The organism is Thermoactinomyces sp. CICC 10735 (genome assembly GCF_016055175.1).
Lineage (GTDB): Bacteria > Bacillota > Bacilli > Thermoactinomycetales > Thermoactinomycetaceae > Thermoactinomyces > Thermoactinomyces vulgaris.
In genome coordinates this window covers 416,708-438,428 of sequence record NZ_JAECVT010000003.1, presented here as the reverse complement: position 1 = coordinate 438,428, position 21,721 = coordinate 416,708, and the positions used below count along the sequence as shown (strand labels likewise).

Sequence of the window (21,721 nt, the reverse complement as noted above, 5' to 3'; positions counted from 1 at the left end):
CGGAAGCACTCCATTGATCTGGAGTGCTTTTTTATGGATCGGAGGGATGTATCATGAGTGATCTTTTCGCGGACCGGCTCCCCCCTCACAACCAGGAAGCGGAACAAGCCGTGTTGGGAGCGGTTTTACTGGACCCCTCTGTGTTAACAACCGTGAATGAGCGATTAAAGCCGGGGGACTTTTATCGCCAGGCTCATCAAAAACTGTTTCAAGTGATGAATGAACTGGACGAAAAAGGTGAACCGGTTGATCTGGTGACGTTAACGGCTGAATTGAATGACCGGAAACTGCTCGACGAAATCGGCGGCGTTCCTTATTTGAACGAATTGGCCAATGCCGTGCCCACCGCGGCGAATGTGGAGTATTACGCCAAAATCGTGGAAGAAAAGGCCATTTTGCGGCGGTTGATTCGCACAGCCACGCAAATTGCCGCGTCCGGTTATTCGGGCCAAGCCGAATTGACTCAAATTTTGAATGAAGCAGAGAGAAAGATTTTGGAGATTTCACAGCGGACGGTTCGTGGGGAGGATTTTGTTTCGATCCACGATGCCTTGATGGAATCCTATGAACAGATTGAGACGCTTCATTTCAACAAGGGCGGGATCAGCGGGATTCCGACCGGTTTTGTCGATTTTGACCGGATGACTTCCGGGCTGAAAGGTTCGGAGCTGATCATTCTGGCTGCGCGTCCCAGTATGGGAAAAACGGCATTTGCACTGAACCTGGCACAAAATGTGGGGGTGCGAAGCGGAAAGACCGTGGCGATTTTCAGCCTGGAGATGTCGGCTTCCCAACTGGTGACCCGGATGTTGGCGGCGGAAGGGAATATCGATGCCCAAGCATTTAGGACCGGTAATTTGAATGAGGAAGATTGGGAAAAACTAACCATGGCGATGAGCACGCTGAGCGAAGCACCGATTTTTATTGATGATACGCCGGGGGTGACGGTGTATGATATCCGGGCGAAACTCCGGCGGTTAAAAGCCGAACACGGTTTGGGGCTCGTGGTGATCGACTATCTGCAACTGATTTCCGGCCGGGGCGGAGACAGCCGCCAACAGGAAATTTCGGAGATCTCCCGTTCCTTGAAGTTGCTGGCCCGCGAGTTTGATGTTCCGGTGATCGCTTTGTCGCAATTATCCCGTGCCGTGGAACAACGTCAGGATAAAAGGCCGATGTTATCCGATCTTCGGGAATCCGGGTCGATTGAGCAGGATGCCGATGTGGTGACCTTTTTGTATCGCGATGATTACTACAACGAGGAATCCGAAAAGCAAAATATCGCAGAGCTGATCATCGGCAAACAGCGGAATGGTCCGGTCGGAAAAGTGGAGCTCTTGTTTTTGAAGAACTATAACAAGTTTTTAAGCTTGGAAATGAACAAAACGCCAATTCCCGAATGATATTTATTTTTTATTTATCAATGTTCGACTTTTGTTTGACTCTTTTTACAGGATATTGATAAAATGTGCTTGTGCTAAAGCGATACAAAACCTCGTTTCAGGAGGAACGATAAGATGTCTACAGTGGTTGTCGTAGGTACCCAATGGGGAGATGAAGGAAAAGGGAAAATCACCGACTATCTCGCGGAAAAAGCGGAAGTCGTAGCCCGTTATCAAGGTGGAAACAACGCGGGACACACCATTGTTTTCAACGGAACCCGCTATAAATTGCACCTGATTCCCTCCGGGATTTTTTACAAAGAAAAAATCTGTGTACTTGGAAACGGGATGGTGATTCATCCCCAGGCGCTTGTCGAAGAACTGGATTATTTACACCAACATGGTGTTTCTACCGATAATCTCAGAATTTCAGACCGTGCCCATGTAATCATGCCGTATCATCTGCGTTTGGATCTGGCGAGCGAGAAACTGAAAGGGAACGAAAAAATCGGAACCACCGGAAAAGGAATCGGACCGGCGTATATGGACAAAGCCGCACGGGTGGGAATCCGCATCAGCGATTTACTGGATCCGGAACAATTTAAACAAAAATTAAAAAGAAATTTGGAAGAGAAAAACCGTTTGTTGGAACAGATTTATCAAACGGATGGATTCACATTTGAGGAAATCTACGAGTCGTATTTGGCCTGTGCCGACCGTTTCCGTCAATATGTCACCGATACCTCAGTGGTGTTAAATGATGCGATCGATCAAGGAAAACGGGTATTATTTGAAGGGGCGCAAGGCGTCATGCTCGATATCGACCAAGGAACTTATCCGTTTGTCACTTCTTCCAATCCGGTGGCCGGAGGCGTTTGCATCGGGTCCGGAGTCGGCCCGACCAAAATCCATCATGTCATTGGGGTTGCAAAATCTTACACGACGCGGGTCGGAGACGGACCGTTCCCGACGGAATTGCATGATGAAATTGGTGACCAAATTCGCGAAATCGGGCGGGAATATGGAACCACCACCGGTCGTCCGAGACGGGTCGGATGGTTTGACTCCGTCGTGGTCCGGCATGCCCGCCGGGTCAGCGGCATCACGGGCTTGTCTTTGAATTCACTCGATGTGTTAACCGGGCTGGATACGGTCAAAATTTGTGTCGCCTATGAAGTGGATGGCAAACGGATTGAAAATTACCCGGCCAATTTGTCCCTTCTTGAAAGATGCAAACCAGTCTATGAAGAATTGCCCGGATGGAAACAAGACATCACCGGCGTTCGCAGCATTCATGAACTGCCGGAGGAAACGCGGCATTATATCGAACGGGTGTCCCAATTGACCGGGATTCCGGTGACCACTTTCTCTGTCGGACCCGGCAGGGATCAAACGGTTCAAGTCCGTCCGGTTTATGCTTAAAAGACGGATCTTTGTGAAGACAGGCATATGGAACAATCAAGGACATTACATCATGTAATGTCCTTTTTTCTTTTTTTGTATTTTACTTTGATATGATTTCTATTTTAAACCCGCTAGGTACTTTTACATAGAAAGTATATCCGTGGGATTTTACGGGAGGAGTCATTTTTCAAGCGCTCACGGATTTGGTCCACTTTTTCCCTGCTTTCTTGTGGAAACCCGATATGAAACGTTTTTGGATACCGGATCTCTTTTCCTTTCATCAATGTGAGGACAAATTGGTCATCATCGAACAATTGAGAGGATTATTTTCATACCATCCCTGTATGTCATTAAATTTCTCTTTTGTTTATTTGTGATAGGTTTCTCCCCGGTTGATTTTAAAGGCCCGGTAGATTTGTTCCAGCAAGAAGACGCGGATCAGCTGATGGGGAAAAGTCATCTTTGAAAAAGAAAGGGAAAGATCAGACCGTTTCAGCACCTCGGGCGACAAACCGTAGGATCCGCCGATCACAAAGAGGATGCGGCTTTTCCCGTAGGTGGCCAGCTGATCCAGTTTCCGGGCGAATTCGGTGGATGTAAAAGCTTTTCCTTCGATGGCCAGTGCGATGAGAAAGGCATCCGCCGGACAGTGGCGCAAGATCCGTTGCCCTTCCTTCTCCAAAATTTGCTCTTTTTGTGCCGGATGAACCGGGTCACTCGCCCTTTCCTCCGCCACTTCAATGATTTCCGTTTTGGCATAGGGGGTTAATCGTTTCAAGTATTCTTTGCAAGCTTGTTGTAAGTATTTTTCTTTCATCTTTCCCACTGTGATGATTTGAATTTTCATAAGATCTCCTGCTTTTGAATTTCAAACTGATATTTCGGTTTTTCCCCGCACCATTTGCATCGCGCCCCGGCTTGTTGCGTGTCGCATGGTTCCATGACCGGCGGGGCTTGGTAAGTATCGATGAAATCTTCCATGACGATCTCTGTGTGTTCTTCACAAGCATACCAGACGATTTTTTCTCCGTCCAAAACCTTTCCTCCTTTCGACCATCGGATGAAATGAAAAATGAAACGAGTGTTTCACCCGTTTCATTTAAACATCATGGTTGGAATGATTTCGGGGCTTCCCCCAGGGCAATGGATGCGGTTTGTTTTTCGCCGTGGCGATAGTAAGTAACGTTGACTTTTTGATGAATCTCTTTTTTCGTGTACAAATACTTCCGAAGCTCGGAACTGCTCGAGATTTCCTGGCCATCCAAAGCGACGATCACATCCCGCGGCTGGAGTCCGGCTTGGTCGGCTGGGCTGCTTGGAACCACTTCGGCCACAGCCACGCCTTCACGCACGGAACCGGGCAATCTCAATTCCTCAAGGACATAAACCGGAAGGTTGGAGAGGTCAATCAGACTGAGTCCCAAATAAGGGCGTTGGACTTTTCCGTCTTTGACCAGGCTTTCAATGACCGGACGTGCTTCATTGACGGGGATGGCAAATCCCAGTCCTTCCACACCCTGGTCGGAAATTTTCAACGTGTTGATTCCGATCACCTGGCCGGCAACATTGACCAGAGCACCGCCACTGTTCCCCGGATTGATGGCGGCATCCGTTTGAATGACATCGGTCGCCATATTTGAACTAACTTCGATCGTTCGTTTCGGGGAACTGATGACTCCGACGGTAATGGAACGCCCGAGTCCCAGCGGATTGCCGATGGCAATGGCGGGTTCCCCGGCTTTCAGCGAATCGGAGTTGCCGAATTCGGCCACTTTGGTGACATATTTATCATCAATCTCCAAAACGGCAAGATCTGTATATTGATCGCTGCCAAGCAGTTTGGCATCCACTTCATGATGGTCGCCGTCTTCGCTGGAGATGTTGACTTTAAAGCTGGATCCGCCTTCGATGACATGGTTGTTGGTTACAATGAGCGCTTTGCCGTTGGCTTTTTGAAAGATGATTCCCGATCCGGTTCCTTGTTGGACTTGTTCGGTACTGAAGAAATCTCCCGAAGTTTTTAAATTAATTACGGATACAACAGCCGGCCCCACTTTGTTGACGGCTTCCGTCACTTCGGAATTGACACGGTAACTGGCTGTTTTGGAGTCGCCAAATATAGGTTCCTGTTGTTTGGAATACTCGGGAATGATTCCTTTTCCCATCAAAAAAGTAGACAGGAACAATACAACGAGCCCGCCGATGATGGCCGAAACGAGCGGAACCCATATGGTTGACGGGGAAAATTTTTTCTTCGGCGGTGGATTTTGAACATCGGATTCATCATAAAATCCCATGGCGTTCCCTCCTGCAAGTTAATATACCCAAAATGTTCTTTTTTTTAAACGGCAGTTTGCAAGATTTTCCTGTGTTTCATGGTGTTTCTGTTTTCATTCTACCGGACTTGTGTGTAGTTCATGTGAAAAAGATCAATCAAATCTGGGAACATCAGGTTCCTTCCCACTCCTGGAATTCGCCAAAATCAAAGAGGAAAACGTATGGGATGAATGGAATAGGTTTGTAAAGATTAAAAAACATTCTAAAAGTGAAGGGGAGTGTTTGGATATTAAAAACCAACGGCTTTTCCGTCGGGCTGTCACAGGGTGGATCCTTTCACTTGTTTTGGTTTGCGGTTTCCCTGTCCCGCCCGTATTTTCCGAAGAGGAACCGATGGCTCCCGTCAGTACGAAACCGTTTGTTCTCACCCGCACCGCGACGAATTTACCCGGTGAGGTGAGTAAGCTGGAAGGGGAGCTCAAAAAAAGCGGCATTCAAAAATTGCTGGATGAGGCCAATCGTGAGGCAACGCGGGGATGCAGTTCCCCGGCGCTGAACCAAGTGTCGGGTATTCTGGACAACTGGTGCTTCAACAGCGGGGACAATCAGACGTCCGAATGGTATCCGCAAGGAGTGACGGGAACCGGCGATGCCCAAGCCGATGATTATCGGGGAAGCAAACAGGCGATTTTGGTCAGCTGGTACCATTCCCAAAAAGGGGTCCGGATCAGTTTTCTGGATACGGATACGGGAAAATACCGCCATGTCTTGTTGGTTGAACCTTACACCAACTCGTATGGAAATCCGAGCTACCGGGCAGTGAAAATTCATGCCGGCGGGATCGTATGGTATGGAAACTATTTGTATGTCGTGGATACGAAAAAAGGGTTTCGCGTTTTTGACATGAGGTATGTGTTTGATTTGGGGACCAGTTCAAACGGCGATACCTCCAACAAAGATTTAATCGGGCGGCAAAACGGGGTTTATTACGGTCACGGTTACCGGTATGTGATGCCCCAGATCGGTGCCTGGACAGTTTCCGGAGACCAAACAAAAGACAATTGTGAACCTTCGGGTCCTCCCCGGTTCAGTTTTGTCGGACTGGATCGCAGTACTGTGCCTGATTCGCTGATTACCGGTGAATATTGCAATCCTCCCAATCCGGAAGAGGACCGCACATTATACGGGCGGGTGGCAAGATGGCCGATCGATGCCTCGACCGGGCAACTGAAAACGGCAGAGGACGGGAAAGTTTATGCAAGTGAAGCATATCGTCTGCCCAAAGCCCATGCACAAGGGGCCCTGGCTTTAAACGGCAATTGGTATGCGATGACCAGTGCCGGAGAGACCAAAAACGGGAAATTGTACAAAGGAACCCCGGGGAATGCACCTTCTTCCCGTGTTGCGGGGATCGGACCGGAAGATCTGTATTACTGGCCAAATCGCGATCAGCTATGGACGGTGACCGAGCATCCCGGAAAGCGCGTGTTGTATGCCGTCCGGCCTTAAAGGAGATACGTTGACCCCATCGGTATGAGGATGGGGTTTTTTGTATGACACAAAGCTCTTTAGGAACATTCACTTCCTGATCACAATTTTCTTACTTTGACTATATAAAATAGGAAAAAAGAGGAGATGAATAGAAAAAGTAAATATGCCAGGACAGATTAGGAGTTGAGAATATGGATCAACACAGACCCAAACGGGCGAAATTTTCAGGCTCGTTGGATTCGGTTGACAAATTGGACTTGGCAGGCCAGTTGGCAGAATTGAAATTAAGCTTTTACCAGCAAAGTGTGCTGTTATCCGCGATGATGGATTTGCTGATTGAAAAAGATTTACTGCAAAAAGAAGAAATAGCTCGTATGGCGATGAAAATAGATATGGAATTGGCAAAAGATCTGTATCCCCTGGAACAAAAGCCGACCGAAGAATAACAGGGCAGCCATTCACCGGCTGCCCTGTTTTGTTGCGCTTATTTCACTTCCCGTAAAGGGGTGGGACGATCATCGTAGGTTGTCCACAAATGGACATCCCGGCCGGTTTTGAGTCCGGTCTCTTCCAAAATGTTTTTTACGGTCAGATGGGCCAGTTCACTTAAATTGTTATCTTTGCTCAGATGAGCGAGATAAACATTTTCCCCCATCCCCTTTAAAATTTCCGCCAACGCTTCTCCGGCGTCTTCGTTGGACAAATGGCCGGTGTCGCTTAAAATGCGCCGTTTGACATTCCAAGGGTAAGAACCCATCCGGAGCATTTCCACATCGTGATTGCTTTCCCAAATCAATGTATCCACGCCTTGCAAAAAGTCGATGATGCGGGAGCTGACATAACCCAGATCCGTGACGGTTGCCAGCTTTTCCTTGCCGTGGTGAATCTGGTATCCCACGGGTTCGGCCGCATCGTGGGATACCGGGATGGATTCGATGAGCAGGTCTTTAAATTCCAAAGACGCTCCTGTTTCCATCACATTTTTTAAAGGCTCCGGAATTTCGCCCACACTGGACGGCAAATGTCGCCAGGTCGGTTCGTTCATATAAACGGGAATTTGCAGTCGGCGTGCCAACACGCCCAATCCTTTCACATGATCGATATGTTCATGGGTGACAAAAATCGCCTGGATGGTCGATGCGTCAACGTCCAGTTGTTGCAGGCGCATGGTCAGTTGTTTGGCGCTGATTCCGGCATCCACCAGAATCCTTGTTTGTTCCGACTCGATATATAAGGCATTGCCTGTGCTTCCGCTTGCGAGTACACTGAATTTCATGATTCATTCGTTCCCTTGCTTTATTGGTATTTTTTCAACCCCTTCATTTTGTCCGCGGTTGTTTGCCTGAATGAGGAGATAATCCGATCCCACTTCAAAGTACCAATAGGGAAGCAGGATATGTTCGTTGTTGACGCTGTTGTACAGTTTGGACCGGTAAGCGATGTTTGCGCCATTGATTGTCGCATTGTTGTTGAATTCCCAATTGGTGATCAGGCGGTACAAGGCCGTGCGCAGATTGACCGCGGAGATTGAAGACAGCTTTTCCAAGTGATTAAAATGCAGCACACGAATCGCTTCAATTTGTTTTCCGTTTAAATGGACTTCCACTTTTCCGTTGAAAAGTGGGATTTGGTTCACCACTTGGACATAGACACGCTTTTTTTCTGATGAAAATGCTTTGGAGTAACGGAAGTCCTGAAAAAACGGAATTTGTTGATTTAAAATCCGCTCCAAATCTTGTTCATTTTTAAACTCAAGCCCCGGGGAAAAGGTTTGGATGTAGCTTCCTTGTTTTTCTTTGACCCAGGGGTTCCCCAGTTCGGAAATCATCGCTTTGTACACCGTCAGTTGCCCGGGATAATCTTTTTGTTCCAGTTGGTCCAACTTTGCGTTTACATGGACCTGATCCAGCAACTGCTCAATCTGTTTGCGGTTGATTTGGTCTTCGCGGATGATTTTGGATTGTGTTTGCATCATTTGGCTTAATTGCAAGCCGAGAAAAAGATCGAGTATAAAAAAGGTGGCGATCAGGATACTTTTGGCCCGACTCCAATCCATTTGGGTTCCTCCCTGTCATGGAGAACTAATCCATACTTGCTGTCCGGATGTGGTTTTGACCACCCAGACGGGTGTCAACCGGACTTGTTGGTTGGTTGTGACAGCCTGATATCCCGGATGGATCCGTTTCACGTTGGAAAGGGAAAGATTCTGCCTGGACATTTGTTTGATCAGGGTCTCTTTATCCGGCAAGGCTGCCTGTTTTTGTTGCGGTTCTCCTGTGAGATAAAAGAGAGAACGCTCGTATTTATTGACATTGACTGCATTTTCAACCGGATTGGTTTGTAATTTGATTTCATCAGGGTGAATAAAATTCCTGTCTTTCCAATAAACCGGGTAGCCGTTCATGTAAAGACGGAATGTGAATTCGCTAAAAGCATTCTCTTTGTCTTCCACCTGATCGAGCAGATAATTGCCGGTCCATCCATGCGGCCGTTGCACAAAGTTGTTCACAGCCGACAAACGTTGTTCCACCGGCTGGATTTCTCCGGGGGACTCTTCCACGGCTTCGCTGTAGACCATAAACCGGTTGCTTTTGTTGACGGTCATCATTTGTTCGTCATACATGTACAGATCTTCATTTTTATTGATCGGGATCGGGCGAACCTCGGGATCTTTAAATAACCAGTCAATCATCGCATCCGCAGAGATGTCTTCCAACGGATAGGTTTTTTCGCTCAGAGAGACCGGTTGGGCCGGAAGGTAAAACATCCGCGGAAAAGGTTCGTCTTGATTGGCCGGATCCCACGGTGCTTTTCCGGTTGCAGGCACCGCCTCAAGAGACGGGGACAACGGATGTTTCATCTTTGAAAGCAGGTTTTCCAAGTCAATATCCGTTTTGGCTTGGATGATCTGCTGGTCTTGATCCGAAATAAACCAGACATAGTTTTGCTTTTTTTCCGGGTTGGAAAAGAACCAGATCCGGCTCACCGAGGAAAGGTGCGATATGGAATAATGTTGGGACAAAGATTCCTGGAAAAAGATGTCGGCGTATTCCAGGGAAACATCATCCGGAAAATAAAGTTCAACCCCCGTAAACCGGGTGAACATGTTTCTCCATGTGTCCGGGCTCACCTTCCCTATTTTTTCTATGTCACTGACAGACATGGATTGCATGGATCTTAATAATTGTTCATAACCGGCTTCCTCCGGCAGCAACCAATAATGGGCTCCCTTCCGGTGGACAATCATTTGGTTGGGAGCGGCCAGTTGATAAATTTTCCGGTCGTTGTATTTTTCGTCGTAAATCGGATTGATGGTGTAAGCATCGAGCGGATTGTAGGACCGCTTTTCCCCGGGTTGATTCAACCACAACAAGCCGGTCAGCAGGAAGCTGGCGAGGACCAGGGCAATGAGGAGCCCCGTTTTGATGTGCTCCACCCATTTTTCACTCATCGTTTTTCCCTCCTGTGACAGGGGGCAAGGTAAAGGTGACTAAAGTCCCTTTTTGGTAAACACTGTCAATCTCGATTTCGCCTTCGTGATGATGAACAATCTCTTGGGCGATGGCCAGTCCCAATCCCGTTCCCCCAAAGCTGCGGGAGCGCGCTTTGTCCACGCGATAAAACCGTTCAAAAATTCTTCCCAGGTCTTTTTTGGGAATCCCGATCCCCGTGTCGGCCACTCCGACTTCCACCATTCCTTGGCGGTTGGTTTGCAGCACCAAGGCGACCGATCCTCCGTCCGGTGTGTATTTCACGGCATTGGAGACCAGATTGTCCAAAACCTGATTCAGTTTGTCCTTGTCGGCGTAGACATTGGGAACCGGCGGATGAATGGACAAAGTGAAAGAAATGTTTCTTTCTTCGCATTGTAAACGGAAACGGTCGGCCACTTCCTCAAGCAAAGGTTCCAGAGAAATGGACTGTTTGTTGAAGGTCGCCTTTCTGGAATCCAAATGGGAAAGGTGCAACAGATCCTGAATCAGACGTGTCATCCGGTCGGCTTCCTGCAGGGACACTTTCAAGAAGCGACGGGCAAGTTCGGGCTCTTCCACCGCTCCATCTTCCAGTGCTTCCAGATAACTTTTGATCGTGGTCAAGGGTGTCCGCAGCTCGTGGGAAACATTGGCCACAAAATCTTTTCGTTGTTGATCCAGTCTTTTTTGCTCGGTGACGTCCCCCAAAACGGTCACCGTTCCGTACACGTTTTCTCCCTTCAGCTTGATCGGGGTGAAAGTGGCCCGCAAAATCACGGGATCTTCCGAATCCTGCTGACGGATCTCCAAATAAGTTTGCCACTCTTGGGCGAGCGGTTTGTCCAGGGGTTGATCCAGCGGGAGAATGTGATCGATTTTTTCCCCGATCGGAATCGGACGATCCAACAGTTTTTCCGCCCATTCGTTTTTCACAATCACTTTTCCTGCGCTGTCAAAAGCGATCACACCGTCGCTCATGTTGGAAAGGACCGATTCCAGCTTCTCTTTTTCTTCTTCTTTTTCAGCCAGAGCATTTCTGAGATGGGCTGCCAAATGATTGAAGGCGTGAGCCAGTTGCCCGATCTCGTCGTGACTGCGGACGTCCACTTTCCGGTCAAAATCCCCCGCTGCCATCAACGTGGCTTGTTCGGTGATCTCTTTCACCGGAGAGGTGATGGTGCGGGCCAGAATGACAATCAAAATGCAAGTGACCACCAGCGAGATCATGGTGATCTGAACCAGGATCACACTGATGTCTTTGATGTTTTCATAAGTTTGTTTTAAAGGCGCCTCAACATAAATCATTCCCACATAGTTGCCGGCATGGGACAGGCGTTCGGTGTAGAATTGATAATCCTGGTTTGTGGCCGGGTTGGTGCGTTTCAGCACTTCCGTGGGCTGTTGGGGCAAATTATAGGTGAACGGCCGCTTTTTCAGTTTGGATTGGTTGGGCTCCGTCGAAGCGATGATAAAATTGTTTTCGTCAATGATGTGAATGGTGATGTCGGATTGTTTCAATGACGGAGCCAGTTTGCCAAGCAACGTGTTCAGGTGATTGGAGCGCTCTTCGTCATTTTGTCCTTTCGCCAATTCTTCCGTGACGCCCATTTTCTTTAAGACCTCGGCTTGGGTGCGAAGGGTCTGATTTAAACTGCTCGTAAAATGATTTTCCAGCTGACGGAAGAAATAGACCCCGATCAGCTGCATGGCCATGATAATCATCAGCAAATAGATCACGACCAGTTTCCACTGGATACTGTTAGCAAGTTGTTTCCATCTTTTCAACATCCATCACCCGGCTACTGTTTCGAATAAGGATCCCGGATCGTGTAACCGATCCCGCGGCGCGTGATGATATATTGGGGAGCGCCCGGATCATCTTCAATCTTCTCCCTCAACCGCCGGATCGTCACATCCACCGTGCGTACATCCCCGAAGTAATCATATCCCCACACGGATTGCAAAAGATGCTCCCGGGTCAAAACCTGATTGACGTGTTTGGTCAGGTAAAGGAGCAACTCAAATTCCCGATGGGTCAAATCCACGGTTTGCCCTTTTTTGGTGACGACAAAGCTGTTGGGGTCAATCGAAATTTCCCCGACATTTAATGTGCCTTTCTTTTCTTCTTCGGCATTTGCCTGCTTCAGCGTTTGCGTCCGCCGCAAATTGGCTTTGATCCGGGCTAAAAGTTCCCGGTTGCTGAAAGGCTTGGTGACATAATCATCCGCGCCCATTTCCAGTCCGAGCACTTTGTCCAATTCCGAATCTTTGGCGGTGAGCATGATGATGGGAAATTGATAACGCTGTCGCACCTGCCGGCAAACTTCAATGCCGTCGGCGCCCGGCAGCATCAGATCCAAAAGCATGAGATCCGGAGGTGAGGACAAAGCTTTTTGAATGGCTTCACTGCCATCATGAATGCATTCCACGCTGTATCCTTCTTTTTCCAGATTGAACTGGATGATGTCTGCAATCGGTTTTTCATCTTCGACGACATAAATTTTGGCGCTCAAGCCCATCCCTCCCAAGGTTTTCAGGAATCGGAGAATTTATGGTCATCCACTGGTTTCAAAAACAAAAAAGAAAAAAGTTAAAACCATTTTCCCACAATTGCCTTCATGTGTACAATTTGTTTTTATGTCTTATTTTAACATCGGAATTCAGAGAAAACAGACGAAAAGATGGAAATCCACGGAACCTTAAAAAATCTCCCGGAGACCGGTTTTACGAAAATTGGGCTTTTTATTCCTGATCCATGCGACTTTCTTTGGAATAGGATACAAAAAAAAGGGGGGGAGCGCCATTGAAACCATTGCCGTATCAGCAAGTTGCCAGCAAAAGATTGAAGACCATGGTCCTGATGAAAAACCAACGGATCCGGCCCTACATTCCGGAAACAAGACTTTTCAGTCCCCGGAACCTGATCCGGATGCTCGGCCGCCACACTTCTTTGTTTCTCAAACCGGATAAAGGAGGAGGCGGTGCAGGGGCGGTCCGGTTGTTACAAAGAGGTTGGGGGCAAATTGAGATCCGCACTTTGAACCGCAAAAAAGTGATTGAGATCCGGAAGCTTTTCCATTATTTAAACCAATGCATGCACCCCGGGAAAAACTATATCATCCAACAGGGAATCGATCTGGGGGAAATCGGCGGACGCCCGTTTGATTTGCGGGTTCATCTGCAAAAGCCTTTTCATCGTTGGCACATCACCGGAGTTTGCGCCAAGGTGGCCGCTCCCGGCAAGATTGTCACCAACCATTGCAAGGGAGGATTGCCGGTGGAAGCAAAACATGCGTTGTGTCAGGTGGCGGGGCATCCAAGCCGGACGATTCATTTAATGAATGAGATCCAGGCGCTTTCCAAAGAGACGGCCCGCACATTAAATGCGGCTTTCCCCGGTTTAAAAGAGTTGGGCATTGATCTGGGGGTGGATAAAGATTTGCGGATCTGGATTTTTGAAGTCAACACCCGTCCGGACTTTAAAATGTTCCGATCTTTGAATAATCCCCGGATGTACCGTCGAATTTTGAAAAACCATGCCATGATCGTTTAAAAATTTAAGAAGAAAAATTATCACGCAAACCATTGCGGGTTAAATGATTTGTACATGCGCAAAGCATGTTTTTTTCGTTTTCGAAAATATATAACATGTTTCGACAAAGTCTTCCCGTTGACGTTCTTGTATAACACCTGTTACCATTAATATTAATTCTAGGTATTTAAAATTTTTTAACGATTTTTTGGAGGTGTATTTATGTCTTCCATTACGGTTGGCGTATATCTGGGGAAAAAGGACCGGTTGGTTCGTTATTGGTACGAAATTTTGCCAAAAGGCCAATTCCCGATGTTGGTCAAATACTGCATCCAGTCTTATCTGAGAAACAACTATTTCCCGTTGCAATCCATTTGTGATGCAAGACAGTTGAAAGAGCAAATCCAAAAAAGAAGCGAGTATGTTCCCACCCAGCGGAATGTCACGTTCACCCCGGAAGACGGTCCGGTTTATCAATGGATCAAAGGGCTGGAAAGCGGTTACCGCAGTGAGGAAATCAAAAACATTTTGAAGGAAACGGTGGTTCACACATTGCTGAATGAACAACCGCAATATCCGCAACGTATGATGGGACAAGTCCCTTACGGCGGCATGGAGGCCCATGAAGCCCAAGGCATGTACCGCCCTTATCCGGACGACACGCAAAAATTGACCCTGCTCAAACGGGAACAGATCGCGATGGAAGAACCGTACCCGACCGAAGGGGATGCAGAGGGGAAGGATAAAGCCACCAAAGGATTCAGCCATTTGGTCAACTATCTGGGATGACAAGCGGGTTTGATGACGGAAAGATAAATGCACACAAAGATGAACGACATCATGGGAAAAAGAGGAATGACAGTGTGGAGGAAAATCAGGCAGAAGGAATGAAAGAGTCCGTTTACTGTTGAGTGCGGGCTCTATTTTATTTGGCTTGATTTCAGACAGAGGATCGAAGTTTGACAATTTTTGTCGAATAAAACAAGGTTTGAAGGATTATTTTATTTGCAAGTGGAAGAAATCAACGAAGAATAATTGCACTGGATGTAGATAAAGAATGAATTTTGACAAAATATAGCAACTAAGGGAGTGCGGATCATCGTGTTGGATTATTATGCACTGGCAGAAAAGGGTTTTTTCTATTATGAAATCCAAAAATTATTTTCGGCCTACCCCTTTTTGCATTGGATGAGTGTCGGATTGGTCACGGGATTGTTGATCTTTTTGTTATTGATTCCGAAAAAAACGATGGAACGGTTTCCGCGCTACGGATATATGGCTTCCGTTTTGTTGACCATTGCATTATTGGATTTATTTACTTTATCCATCCCGATTTTAACTGTTTACCTGATTGTATTGGGATATGTCCTGTTTCGGTCCAATGAGGAAAAAAGCTATAAAGTGGCGGTTGCCTTTTTGTCTGTGTATTTGGTCATCTCGGCGTTGACGGTTTGGAACCGGTTGATGATCATTGAGCTGATCAGCCACGGGCTTTTATTTATATGGGTCACCTGGATGGCAAATCATGTGCGGGATATATTTTTTGAATTGCAAAAACAAAGGGAAAAAATCCGTTTCCTCGTTGATCAAAAGAATGAGGCAAATCAGCGTCTCCGGGATTTCCAGCGGGAACTGGATGAGACGTATCTCCGGGATTCGCTCACGGGACTGTATAACTTTCACGGTTTTCAGGAGCAGGTGATTCGCAGTTTGTCGCGGTTTTGGCCGGAAACGGCCTATCACGTGATTTGCATTGATTTGAATTCGTTCAGGCAAATCAACATTGAAGAAGGCATTGAGACGGGCGACCGCATTCTTGTGCAGATTGCCCGTCAACTGAAAAAACATCTTCCTCCTTCTGCCAAGCTGGCCCGCTATGACGGGGATCAGTATGCGATCGGATTGATGGGGGACGAATCGGTGTTGCGTCGTCTTTTGGAGACCATTGAAGCGATCATGGCCGGCATCCGCACCGAGCAAAGCATCATTCAATATTGCGTCGGGTTTGCCAGTTATCCGCGGGAAGCCAGCACCGGAGGGGAATTGATCCGCTTGGCTGAGGAAAGGTTGCGGATTGAACAGAACCGGATTCGCCACAAAGAGGAGGAGCAAAGAAGGCATATGGAAAAATTGTCGGCGGTCGGCCAACTGGCTGCGGGGCTGGCGCATGAAATCCGCAATCCGTTGACGTCGATCCGGGGATTTGTGCAGATATCGGCGGCGGAATCGGAAGCCGTGAAAAAATGGGAGTCCATCATTTTGCCGGAGATTGACCGGATCAACGATCTTTTGAAACAGTTTTTGAACCTGAGTGAATCCAAGCCGAAACAAGTGACGCGCTTTTCTTTAAATCAGTTGATGAGTGACGTGTTAAGTTTATTGGAACCCAAATCGTTGTTGATGGGGCATGAATTGAAACAAGATCCGCCGGAGGAAGACATGGAGATCGAGGCGGATCCGGAACAAATCAAACAAGTTTTGATCAACCTGATCCAAAACGGGTTGGAAGCCCTGAACGAAAAAGGAAGGGTGGAAGTGGGCTGGAAGCGGGTAAACCAGTATGTCCTGCTCACTGTCAAAGATAATGGAAACGGAATCAATCCGGAAGATTTCTCCCGGATTTTCGATCCTTTTTTCACCACCAAAGGCGATGGAACCGGCATGGGGCTTTCCATTTGTCAGCGCATTATTTCGGAGCATGGCGGGCAAATCACGGTGAACAGCCGTCCGGGCCGTGGGACCACTTTCCAGATTTATCTGCCACTTAAACAAGCAAGCTTGTGCCAAGAAGTTGATGAAGGCCAAAACCACCATCTGGAGGCGGATCCCGATCCGGGGGCACCGGAAAGAAACGTCGTTTCCGTTCAAAAGGCGGAACCGAGGAAAGAGGAGCAAAAACAGGGGGAAGTTGCCGTGTTACAGAAGCCGGCAGCCGGCGGAAAAAAAGTCTCGATCAGCCCGGAAGTGTCCCGGAAAATTGCCGCCATGATGCAAAAAGCGGAACGCACCATCGCCTTGAAATGGAAGGAGGAAGCAAAGGTAAGCCCGATCACCGGCCATAAGCGCCTGAAAGAAGAAAACAGGGCGGATCGAAAAGGGTTATCCGAAAAAAAGAAAACCGATTTTGCCCATCGGGCTGAACGTGCTGTAAAATAAAAGGAAGGAGGATGAAGAATGGCAGACAAAAAGAAGACGCAATTTCAGATTCTCGGTAACACATCCAACAGCATCCACGGCAGTTACTATACCGGAACTTTGAATCTCAGCAATTTGTCCTCACTTCTGATTGACGGGGATGAAGTAAAAATCGATTTGGGGCTTCTTCATGCCAAAAGTGCGGTGGAGCGCGGCATCAAATTTACGGCCAATCCGGAAGAAGTTCCGGAAGGAAAGGACTATTGGGTTATCTGGGTGGCCGCCGACCGGAGCGAAAAAGGGCCTTACTATGCAGGCGTTACCGCTTGTCCGATGCGCATTGACCGGGAAAAGCGGAAAGGGTGGAAAAATCTGGCCTTTCACGTGAACCGGATGGATGATGCCCTGAAGCGCAAAATCAAAATCAACGAGTTGGGCGGCCGGGAGAGAGAAGCCCTGAAGGAATTTTTGATCCGGCATAATAAGGAAATGTGGGAAAACAGTGGGGATGAGTTGAAGGAACAATTGTCCAAAAAGTGAACGGTTCGTGAACAAATCAACATATATCTTGCCGGGGTTGACCGGCAGGGGTACACTTGATTTGTGGTTTCGGAATCTTTTGCTAGGACACGGAAATGGCGAGCATACCCGCTCGCTGTTTTTTATTTGGAAATGGATGATATTTTCGTCTCCTTTGAGTCAACATAAATGGCAAAGGAGGCGTTTTTTCATGCGTGATTTCAATTCGGTCGATCTTTTTGCCAAACACGGGGGAGTCCATTACCGGGCCAATGTCCCCAAGCAACAAATCAACTTATATGTCCGGTCCTTGCCGGAACACAAAAGACAAAGCATGTTCCAAGTGATGCAAGAATTGGAATCAGCAGGGATGATCACCATCTACAATGACGGTTTGTTTGCCGATGGAGAGGGAGAAGTGGGAGGAAGCCAAGATTGTTGAAAATACGGGAACACCCCGGCATCCATAAAGCCGGGGTGTTTTTTTATCCGTGTTTCCACCAGCGGAGGAAACGTTCCAGCATGGAAGGCTTTTTCTTCCGGGGGATATGAGACGGAGTGCAGGACACGACCGGTTCGGTGCCGGCCACAAAATACTCCAAATATGCTTGTTTACCCATGCACCCGGGGGCGGCGATGTTCCCTTCTTCCGGATTCACATAGACGGCCTTTACACCGGACGGCATGGCGAAGATACGGGCCGGTTGCTTTCCGGTTGCCTTATTCATGTACTCGGCCCAAATGTTTTGAGCGAGACGCGCTTTGTGATAAGGAAGCTTTTTCCCTTGGTCATAACCCACCCACACTGTTGTGACCAAATTCGGTGTGTATCCGGACAACCATCCGTCCCAATCGGTGGTTCCGGTTTTTCCTGCCGCGGGCTGATGGAACAGATGTCCTGCCCGGTAACCGGTGCCACCCGGTTTCAACACATTTTCCAGCAGTTTTGTCAGCACAAAGGTGTGTGCCGGAGAAGCCACCCGCTCGGGTGCGGTCTTTTCTTCGACCAGGACCCGTCCAAACGGATCGACGATTTTGGTAATCCCGATTAGCGGTTTTTTGATGCCGCCGGCTGCCAGAGTGGCATATGCTTGCGCCATTTCAAACGGGGAAACGGGATAGCTTCCCAAGGCCAGCGAAGGGGTCGCTTGAATCGGGCTTTTGATCCCGAGCCGGCGGGCGGTTTCGATCACCGGTTCGGTGCCGATTTTGGCCAGCGTTCCAACGGCATAAACGTTATCCGAACGGGCAATCGCCTCTCTCAACGTGATCAGCCGGTTCGCATAGTGCTGATGAAAATTGCGGGGCGTGTAAGTGTCCCCGCCGAATTGAAAAATGGTGGGACGGCTCATGATTTTGGACAGGGGGGTAAAACCGTTTTCCAATGCACTTAAATAGACGACGGGTTTGAAGGACGAACCGGGTTGTCTCCGGGCAAAAACCCGGTTGTATTGAGATTGTTGATAATCCTTCCCCCCCACCATGGCTTTAATGTGACCGGTCGCCGGATCCACGGAGATCAGGGCTCCTTGCAGGTCTTTGTCATTTTGGGTATGGTTTTGCACCGCTTTTTCCGCCGCTTTTTGCATGTCTGCATTCAAGGTGGTGTAGATTTTAAGCCCGCCGCTTCTGACCAGCGATTCGTCCAGCCCGTACCGGGTGACCGCGGTTTGGATAATGTAATCGCGGAAATAACTGGCTTTGGCCGGCTTGGATCGGGACAAGGGATGCATGCTGACGGCCTGGTTCTTGGCTGCTTCGGCTTCTTCCGGCGAGATGAACCGGTTTTTCACCATCAGATCCAGGATGTGATGTTGCCGCTTTTTAGCCCGGTTGAGATGGCGGTAAGGGGAATAATAATAAGGCCCGCGGGGAATCCCTGCCAAGAGGGCGGATTCAGCCAAACTCAATTCTTCCGGCTTTTTGTTGAAATACATTTTGGAGGCCCGTCCGATTCCGTAAGCCCCGTGGCCGTAATAGATCTCATTGAAATACAGTTCCAGGATTTCATCTTTTGTGTAATGCAACTCCAATTGCAACGTATAGATCGCTTCTTTCAGTTTCCGGGTCCAGGTCCGGTCATGCGTCAAATAAAGGTTTCGGGCCAATTGTTGGGTGATGGTGCTGGCCCCTTGCACCACCCCGCCCGCTTTTAAGTTGGCGAGAACGGCCCGCACGATTCCGGAAACGGAAAATCCGTGATGGCGGTAAAAATCTTTATCCTCGGCCGCCAAGGTGGCATGGATCAAAGATTTGGGAAGTTGATTCAAACGGATGATGTCCCGGGGTTCCCCGTGATCCAAAGAGCCGATCACCCTTCCACGGTCATCCAGCATCATGGAACTGGCGTATGTATCGGGAGGAGGGAGCGGGCGCCCTTTCAGGTACAGTAAGGCAAGCCCGCAGAAAAGGGAAAAAAGGATGACGCTGATGAATGCCAATTTAATCATGCGTGCAAGACGCAGGATGATTTTCGCAAGGCGGGGGACATGCCCGGGTTGGACACCGGTTGGGAAATCCTGTTTATTCACAAATAGGCTCCTTCCTTCCAACAAGTTGACAAAGGGTATTATGCGGAGCCATCAGGAAAAATATACCTGAAAAAATTATGTTTGTATTTCCCGGGAAAAATGATTGTAACCACTTAAAACATGCATTATTCTTAGTATGTTATGGATCTGGTCAGTGTGGACAGGATGAAAGGAGATTGGATGGAAGATGGACATGGAATTGTGGTATACGGAAAAACAAACCAAAAACCACGGAATTACCACAAAAATTAAGCAAACCTTATATCACGACAAATCAGAGTATCAATCTTTGGATGTCATAGATACCATAGAATTCGGCAAGATGCTGGTTTTGGACGGAATGGTGATGACCACCGACCGCGATGAATTTGTTTATCATGAAATGATCAGCCATGTGGCCATGAACACGCATCCAAAGCCGAAACATGTTTTGATTGTCGGTGGCGGAGACGGAGGCGTCGTCCGCGAAGTTTTGCGCCATCCTTCCGTCGAAAAAGTGGTTTTGGCTGAGATCGACGGAAAAGTGATTGAAACCTCCAAAAAATATTTCCCGCAAATTGCCGGCAAGTTGAACGATGAGCGGGTGGACATCCAAGTGACGGACGGCGTGCGCCATATTCAGGAGAATAAAGGAAAATACGATGTGATTATTGTGGATTCCACCGAACCGGTCGGGCCGGCGGTGGGACTGTTCCAAAAACCGTTTTATGAAGGGATTTACGAAGCTTTGAAAGAAGATGGGATCATGGTTGCCCAAACGGAATCCCCGTGGTTTAACCGGCCGCTGATCCGCCAGGTGTTCCGGGACATTTCCCAAACGTTCCCGATCGCCCGCCTTTATACGGCCAGCATTCCCACCTATCCCAGCGGATTGTGGAGCTTTACCATCGGGTCCAAAAAATATGATCCGCTCGATGTGGATGAACAGTCCATTCGCGATTTGGACACCCGTTATTATCATCCGAAAATGCATCATGCTTTGTTCGATTTGCCCCGGTTTGTTGAGGAGCTGTTAGAGGATGGGGAGGAAAACGATGCGCTTTGACGAGAAGTATTCCGGAAACGTGTTTATCGGAGCAAGCGATGATTTTGACCGGGCTCAAGCCGTGATTTATGGCATGCCGATGGACTGGACCGTCAGCTTTCGCCCGGGTTCCCGCTTTGGCCCGGCGAGGATCCGGGAAAGCTCCCTGGTTCATGAGGAATACAGCCACTATTTAAAACGCGAGTTGTCGGAAGTGGTTTATTTTGATGCCGGGGACATTCCCCTTCCTTTCGGGAATGCGGAAAAAAGCTTGCAGTGTATCAGGCAGTTCGTGAGAAAAGTTCTGGATGCCGGGAAATTCCCCTTGGGGCTCGGAGGGGAACATTTGGTGACCTGGCCGGTGGTGGAGGAAGTTTATCGGGCTTATCCCGACCTGGCGGTGATCCATATCGATGCCCATGCCGATTTGCGTACCGATTATGAAGGGGAAATTTATTCCCATGCCACCCCTTTGCGCAAAATCGCCGAGCGGATCGGGGGAGAAAATCTTTATCAGTTTGGCATCCGCTCCATGACCAAAGAAGAAGTGATGTATACCGGGGAGGCCGGGATTCATTTTTATCCGTTTGATGTGGTGGAGCCGTTGAATCAATGCCTGCCGGAACTAAAAGGGCGTCCGGTGTATGTCACCATCGATATCGATGCGTTGGATCCTGCGCACGCTCCGGGAACGGGAACGCCGGAACCGGGGGGAATCACGACGCGGGAAATGTTGCAGGCCATCCATGCGATCGCCCGGTCGGAAGTGCGTGTGGTCGGTGCCGATTTGGTCGAAGTGGCGCCTTGCTACGATCACAGTGAGCAAACCCCCATTTTGGCGGCGAAACTGGTTCGCGAAATGCTGCTCGGTTTTGTAAAATCGTAAAAAAACGTCACGTCCGGTGCCGTTTCCCCCTTATAAAGGGGGTTTTTTCATATGCTGCCTTCAAGAT

20 protein-coding genes and 1 pseudogene are annotated in these 21,721 nt (G+C 48.4%); 11 read left to right on the top strand and 10 right to left on the bottom strand.

The window, feature by feature from the left end:
• The first annotated feature begins 53 nt into the window (after positions 1-53).
• Both dnaB and I8U23_RS08425 read left to right on the top strand, forming a co-directional pair.
• Entirely contained in the window at positions 54-1,403 is a 1,350-nt protein-coding gene (gene dnaB / locus I8U23_RS08430; RefSeq protein WP_037998192.1) for a replicative DNA helicase, read from the top strand.
• A gap of 114 nt (positions 1,404-1,517) precedes the next feature.
• Positions 1,518-2,804, top strand: coding sequence for an adenylosuccinate synthase (locus I8U23_RS08425; RefSeq protein ID WP_049720737.1), 1,287 nt, complete (start codon positions 1,518-1,520; stop codon positions 2,802-2,804).
• A gap of 82 nt (positions 2,805-2,886) precedes the next feature.
• On the opposite strand, the pseudogene I8U23_RS13425 reads toward I8U23_RS08425, so the two are convergent.
• From I8U23_RS13425 to I8U23_RS08410, 4 genes and pseudogenes are all read right to left on the bottom strand, one after another.
• Positions 2,887-3,094, bottom strand: a pseudogene (locus I8U23_RS13425) (VOC family protein); the annotation flags it as partial.
• Positions 3,095-3,153: 59 nt separating this feature from the next.
• On the bottom strand, positions 3,154-3,633 hold the full coding sequence (gene rlmH, locus I8U23_RS08420) for a 23S rRNA (pseudouridine(1915)-N(3))-methyltransferase RlmH (RefSeq protein WP_037998190.1): 480 nt from the start codon (positions 3,631-3,633) through the stop codon (positions 3,154-3,156).
• Positions 3,630-3,821, bottom strand: coding sequence for a CxxH/CxxC protein (locus I8U23_RS08415; RefSeq protein WP_037998187.1), 192 nt, complete (start codon positions 3,819-3,821; stop codon positions 3,630-3,632). Before I8U23_RS08415 ends, rlmH begins: the two co-directional genes overlap by 4 nt.
• Positions 3,822-3,892: 71 nt before the next feature.
• A complete protein-coding gene (locus tag I8U23_RS08410; protein ID WP_037998185.1) occupies positions 3,893-5,083 on the bottom strand; it encodes a S1C family serine protease in 1,191 nt (396 codons plus the stop codon).
• Positions 5,084-5,456: 373 nt separating this feature from the next.
• On the opposite strand from I8U23_RS08410, the gene I8U23_RS08405 reads away from it, so the two are divergent.
• Entirely contained in the window at positions 5,457-6,572 is a 1,116-nt protein-coding gene (locus I8U23_RS08405; protein ID WP_037998264.1) for a hypothetical protein, read from the top strand.
• Between the two features lie 173 nt (positions 6,573-6,745).
• Positions 6,746-7,000 carry a hypothetical protein gene (locus I8U23_RS08400; RefSeq protein WP_037998182.1) on the top strand — a complete coding sequence of 85 codons (255 nt, stop codon included), beginning with the start codon at positions 6,746-6,748 and terminating at the stop codon, positions 6,998-7,000.
• 38 nt (positions 7,001-7,038) lie between these two features.
• On the opposite strand, the gene I8U23_RS08395 is transcribed toward I8U23_RS08400, so the two are convergent.
• The 5 genes from I8U23_RS08395 to yycF form a co-directional block, all read right to left on the bottom strand.
• The gene (locus tag I8U23_RS08395) at positions 7,039-7,830 is read right to left on the bottom strand and encodes an MBL fold metallo-hydrolase (RefSeq protein WP_037998180.1); all 792 of its coding nucleotides are present in this window, start codon (positions 7,828-7,830) and stop codon (positions 7,039-7,041) included.
• A 3-nt stretch (positions 7,831-7,833) separates the two neighbouring features.
• Positions 7,834-8,610 carry a two-component system regulatory protein YycI gene (yycI, locus tag I8U23_RS08390; protein ID WP_037998178.1) on the bottom strand — a complete coding sequence of 259 codons (777 nt, stop codon included), beginning with the start codon at positions 8,608-8,610 and terminating at the stop codon, positions 7,834-7,836.
• A 15-nt stretch (positions 8,611-8,625) separates the two neighbouring features.
• Positions 8,626-10,005 (bottom strand): YycH family regulatory protein, encoded by a 1,380-nt coding sequence (locus I8U23_RS08385; RefSeq protein ID WP_049720734.1) that lies wholly within the window; start codon positions 10,003-10,005, stop codon positions 8,626-8,628.
• A complete protein-coding gene (locus I8U23_RS08380) occupies positions 9,998-11,254 on the bottom strand; it encodes an ATP-binding protein (RefSeq protein WP_369792469.1) in 1,257 nt (418 codons plus the stop codon). Before I8U23_RS08380 ends, I8U23_RS08385 begins: the two co-directional genes overlap by 8 nt.
• Before the next feature lie 572 nt (positions 11,255-11,826).
• The gene (yycF, locus tag I8U23_RS08375; RefSeq protein ID WP_231855191.1) at positions 11,827-12,540 is read right to left on the bottom strand and encodes a response regulator YycF; all 714 of its coding nucleotides are present in this window, start codon (positions 12,538-12,540) and stop codon (positions 11,827-11,829) included.
• Positions 12,541-12,830: 290 nt separating this feature from the next.
• On the opposite strand from yycF, the gene I8U23_RS08370 reads away from it, so the two are divergent.
• From I8U23_RS08370 to I8U23_RS08350, 5 genes are all read left to right on the top strand, one after another.
• The gene (locus tag I8U23_RS08370) at positions 12,831-13,580 is read left to right on the top strand and encodes a YheC/YheD family protein (RefSeq protein ID WP_037998165.1); all 750 of its coding nucleotides are present in this window, start codon (positions 12,831-12,833) and stop codon (positions 13,578-13,580) included.
• A 201-nt stretch (positions 13,581-13,781) separates the two neighbouring features.
• Positions 13,782-14,348 (top strand): hypothetical protein, encoded by a 567-nt coding sequence (locus I8U23_RS08365; RefSeq protein WP_037998162.1) that lies wholly within the window; start codon positions 13,782-13,784, stop codon positions 14,346-14,348.
• Between the two features lie 312 nt (positions 14,349-14,660).
• Positions 14,661-16,715, top strand: a complete 2,055-nt coding sequence (locus tag I8U23_RS08360) for a sensor histidine kinase (RefSeq protein WP_037998160.1) — start codon at positions 14,661-14,663, stop codon at positions 16,713-16,715.
• 18 nt (positions 16,716-16,733) lie between these two features.
• Complete coding sequence (locus I8U23_RS08355) at positions 16,734-17,234, top strand: YwhD family protein (protein WP_037998157.1); 501 nt, start codon at positions 16,734-16,736, stop codon at positions 17,232-17,234.
• 190 nt (positions 17,235-17,424) lie between these two features.
• Positions 17,425-17,655, top strand: a complete 231-nt coding sequence (locus tag I8U23_RS08350; protein WP_049720732.1) for a hypothetical protein — start codon at positions 17,425-17,427, stop codon at positions 17,653-17,655.
• 43 nt (positions 17,656-17,698) lie between these two features.
• Here I8U23_RS08350 and I8U23_RS08345 read toward each other — a convergent pair whose 3' ends face one another.
• Positions 17,699-19,744: a transglycosylase domain-containing protein gene (locus I8U23_RS08345; RefSeq protein ID WP_049720731.1), complete on the bottom strand. Its 2,046-nt coding sequence runs from the start codon at positions 19,742-19,744 to the stop codon at positions 17,699-17,701.
• A 193-nt stretch (positions 19,745-19,937) separates the two neighbouring features.
• Here I8U23_RS08345 and speE point away from each other — a divergent pair, with 193 nt between their 5' ends.
• Positions 19,938-20,789 (top strand): polyamine aminopropyltransferase, encoded by an 852-nt coding sequence (gene speE, locus I8U23_RS08340; protein WP_037996355.1) that lies wholly within the window; start codon positions 19,938-19,940, stop codon positions 20,787-20,789.
• Entirely contained in the window at positions 20,779-21,654 is an 876-nt protein-coding gene (gene speB / locus I8U23_RS08335) for an agmatinase (RefSeq protein WP_037996353.1), read from the top strand. The genes speE and speB overlap by 11 nt, the downstream gene beginning before the upstream one ends.
• Positions 21,655-21,721 lie beyond the last annotated feature (67 nt).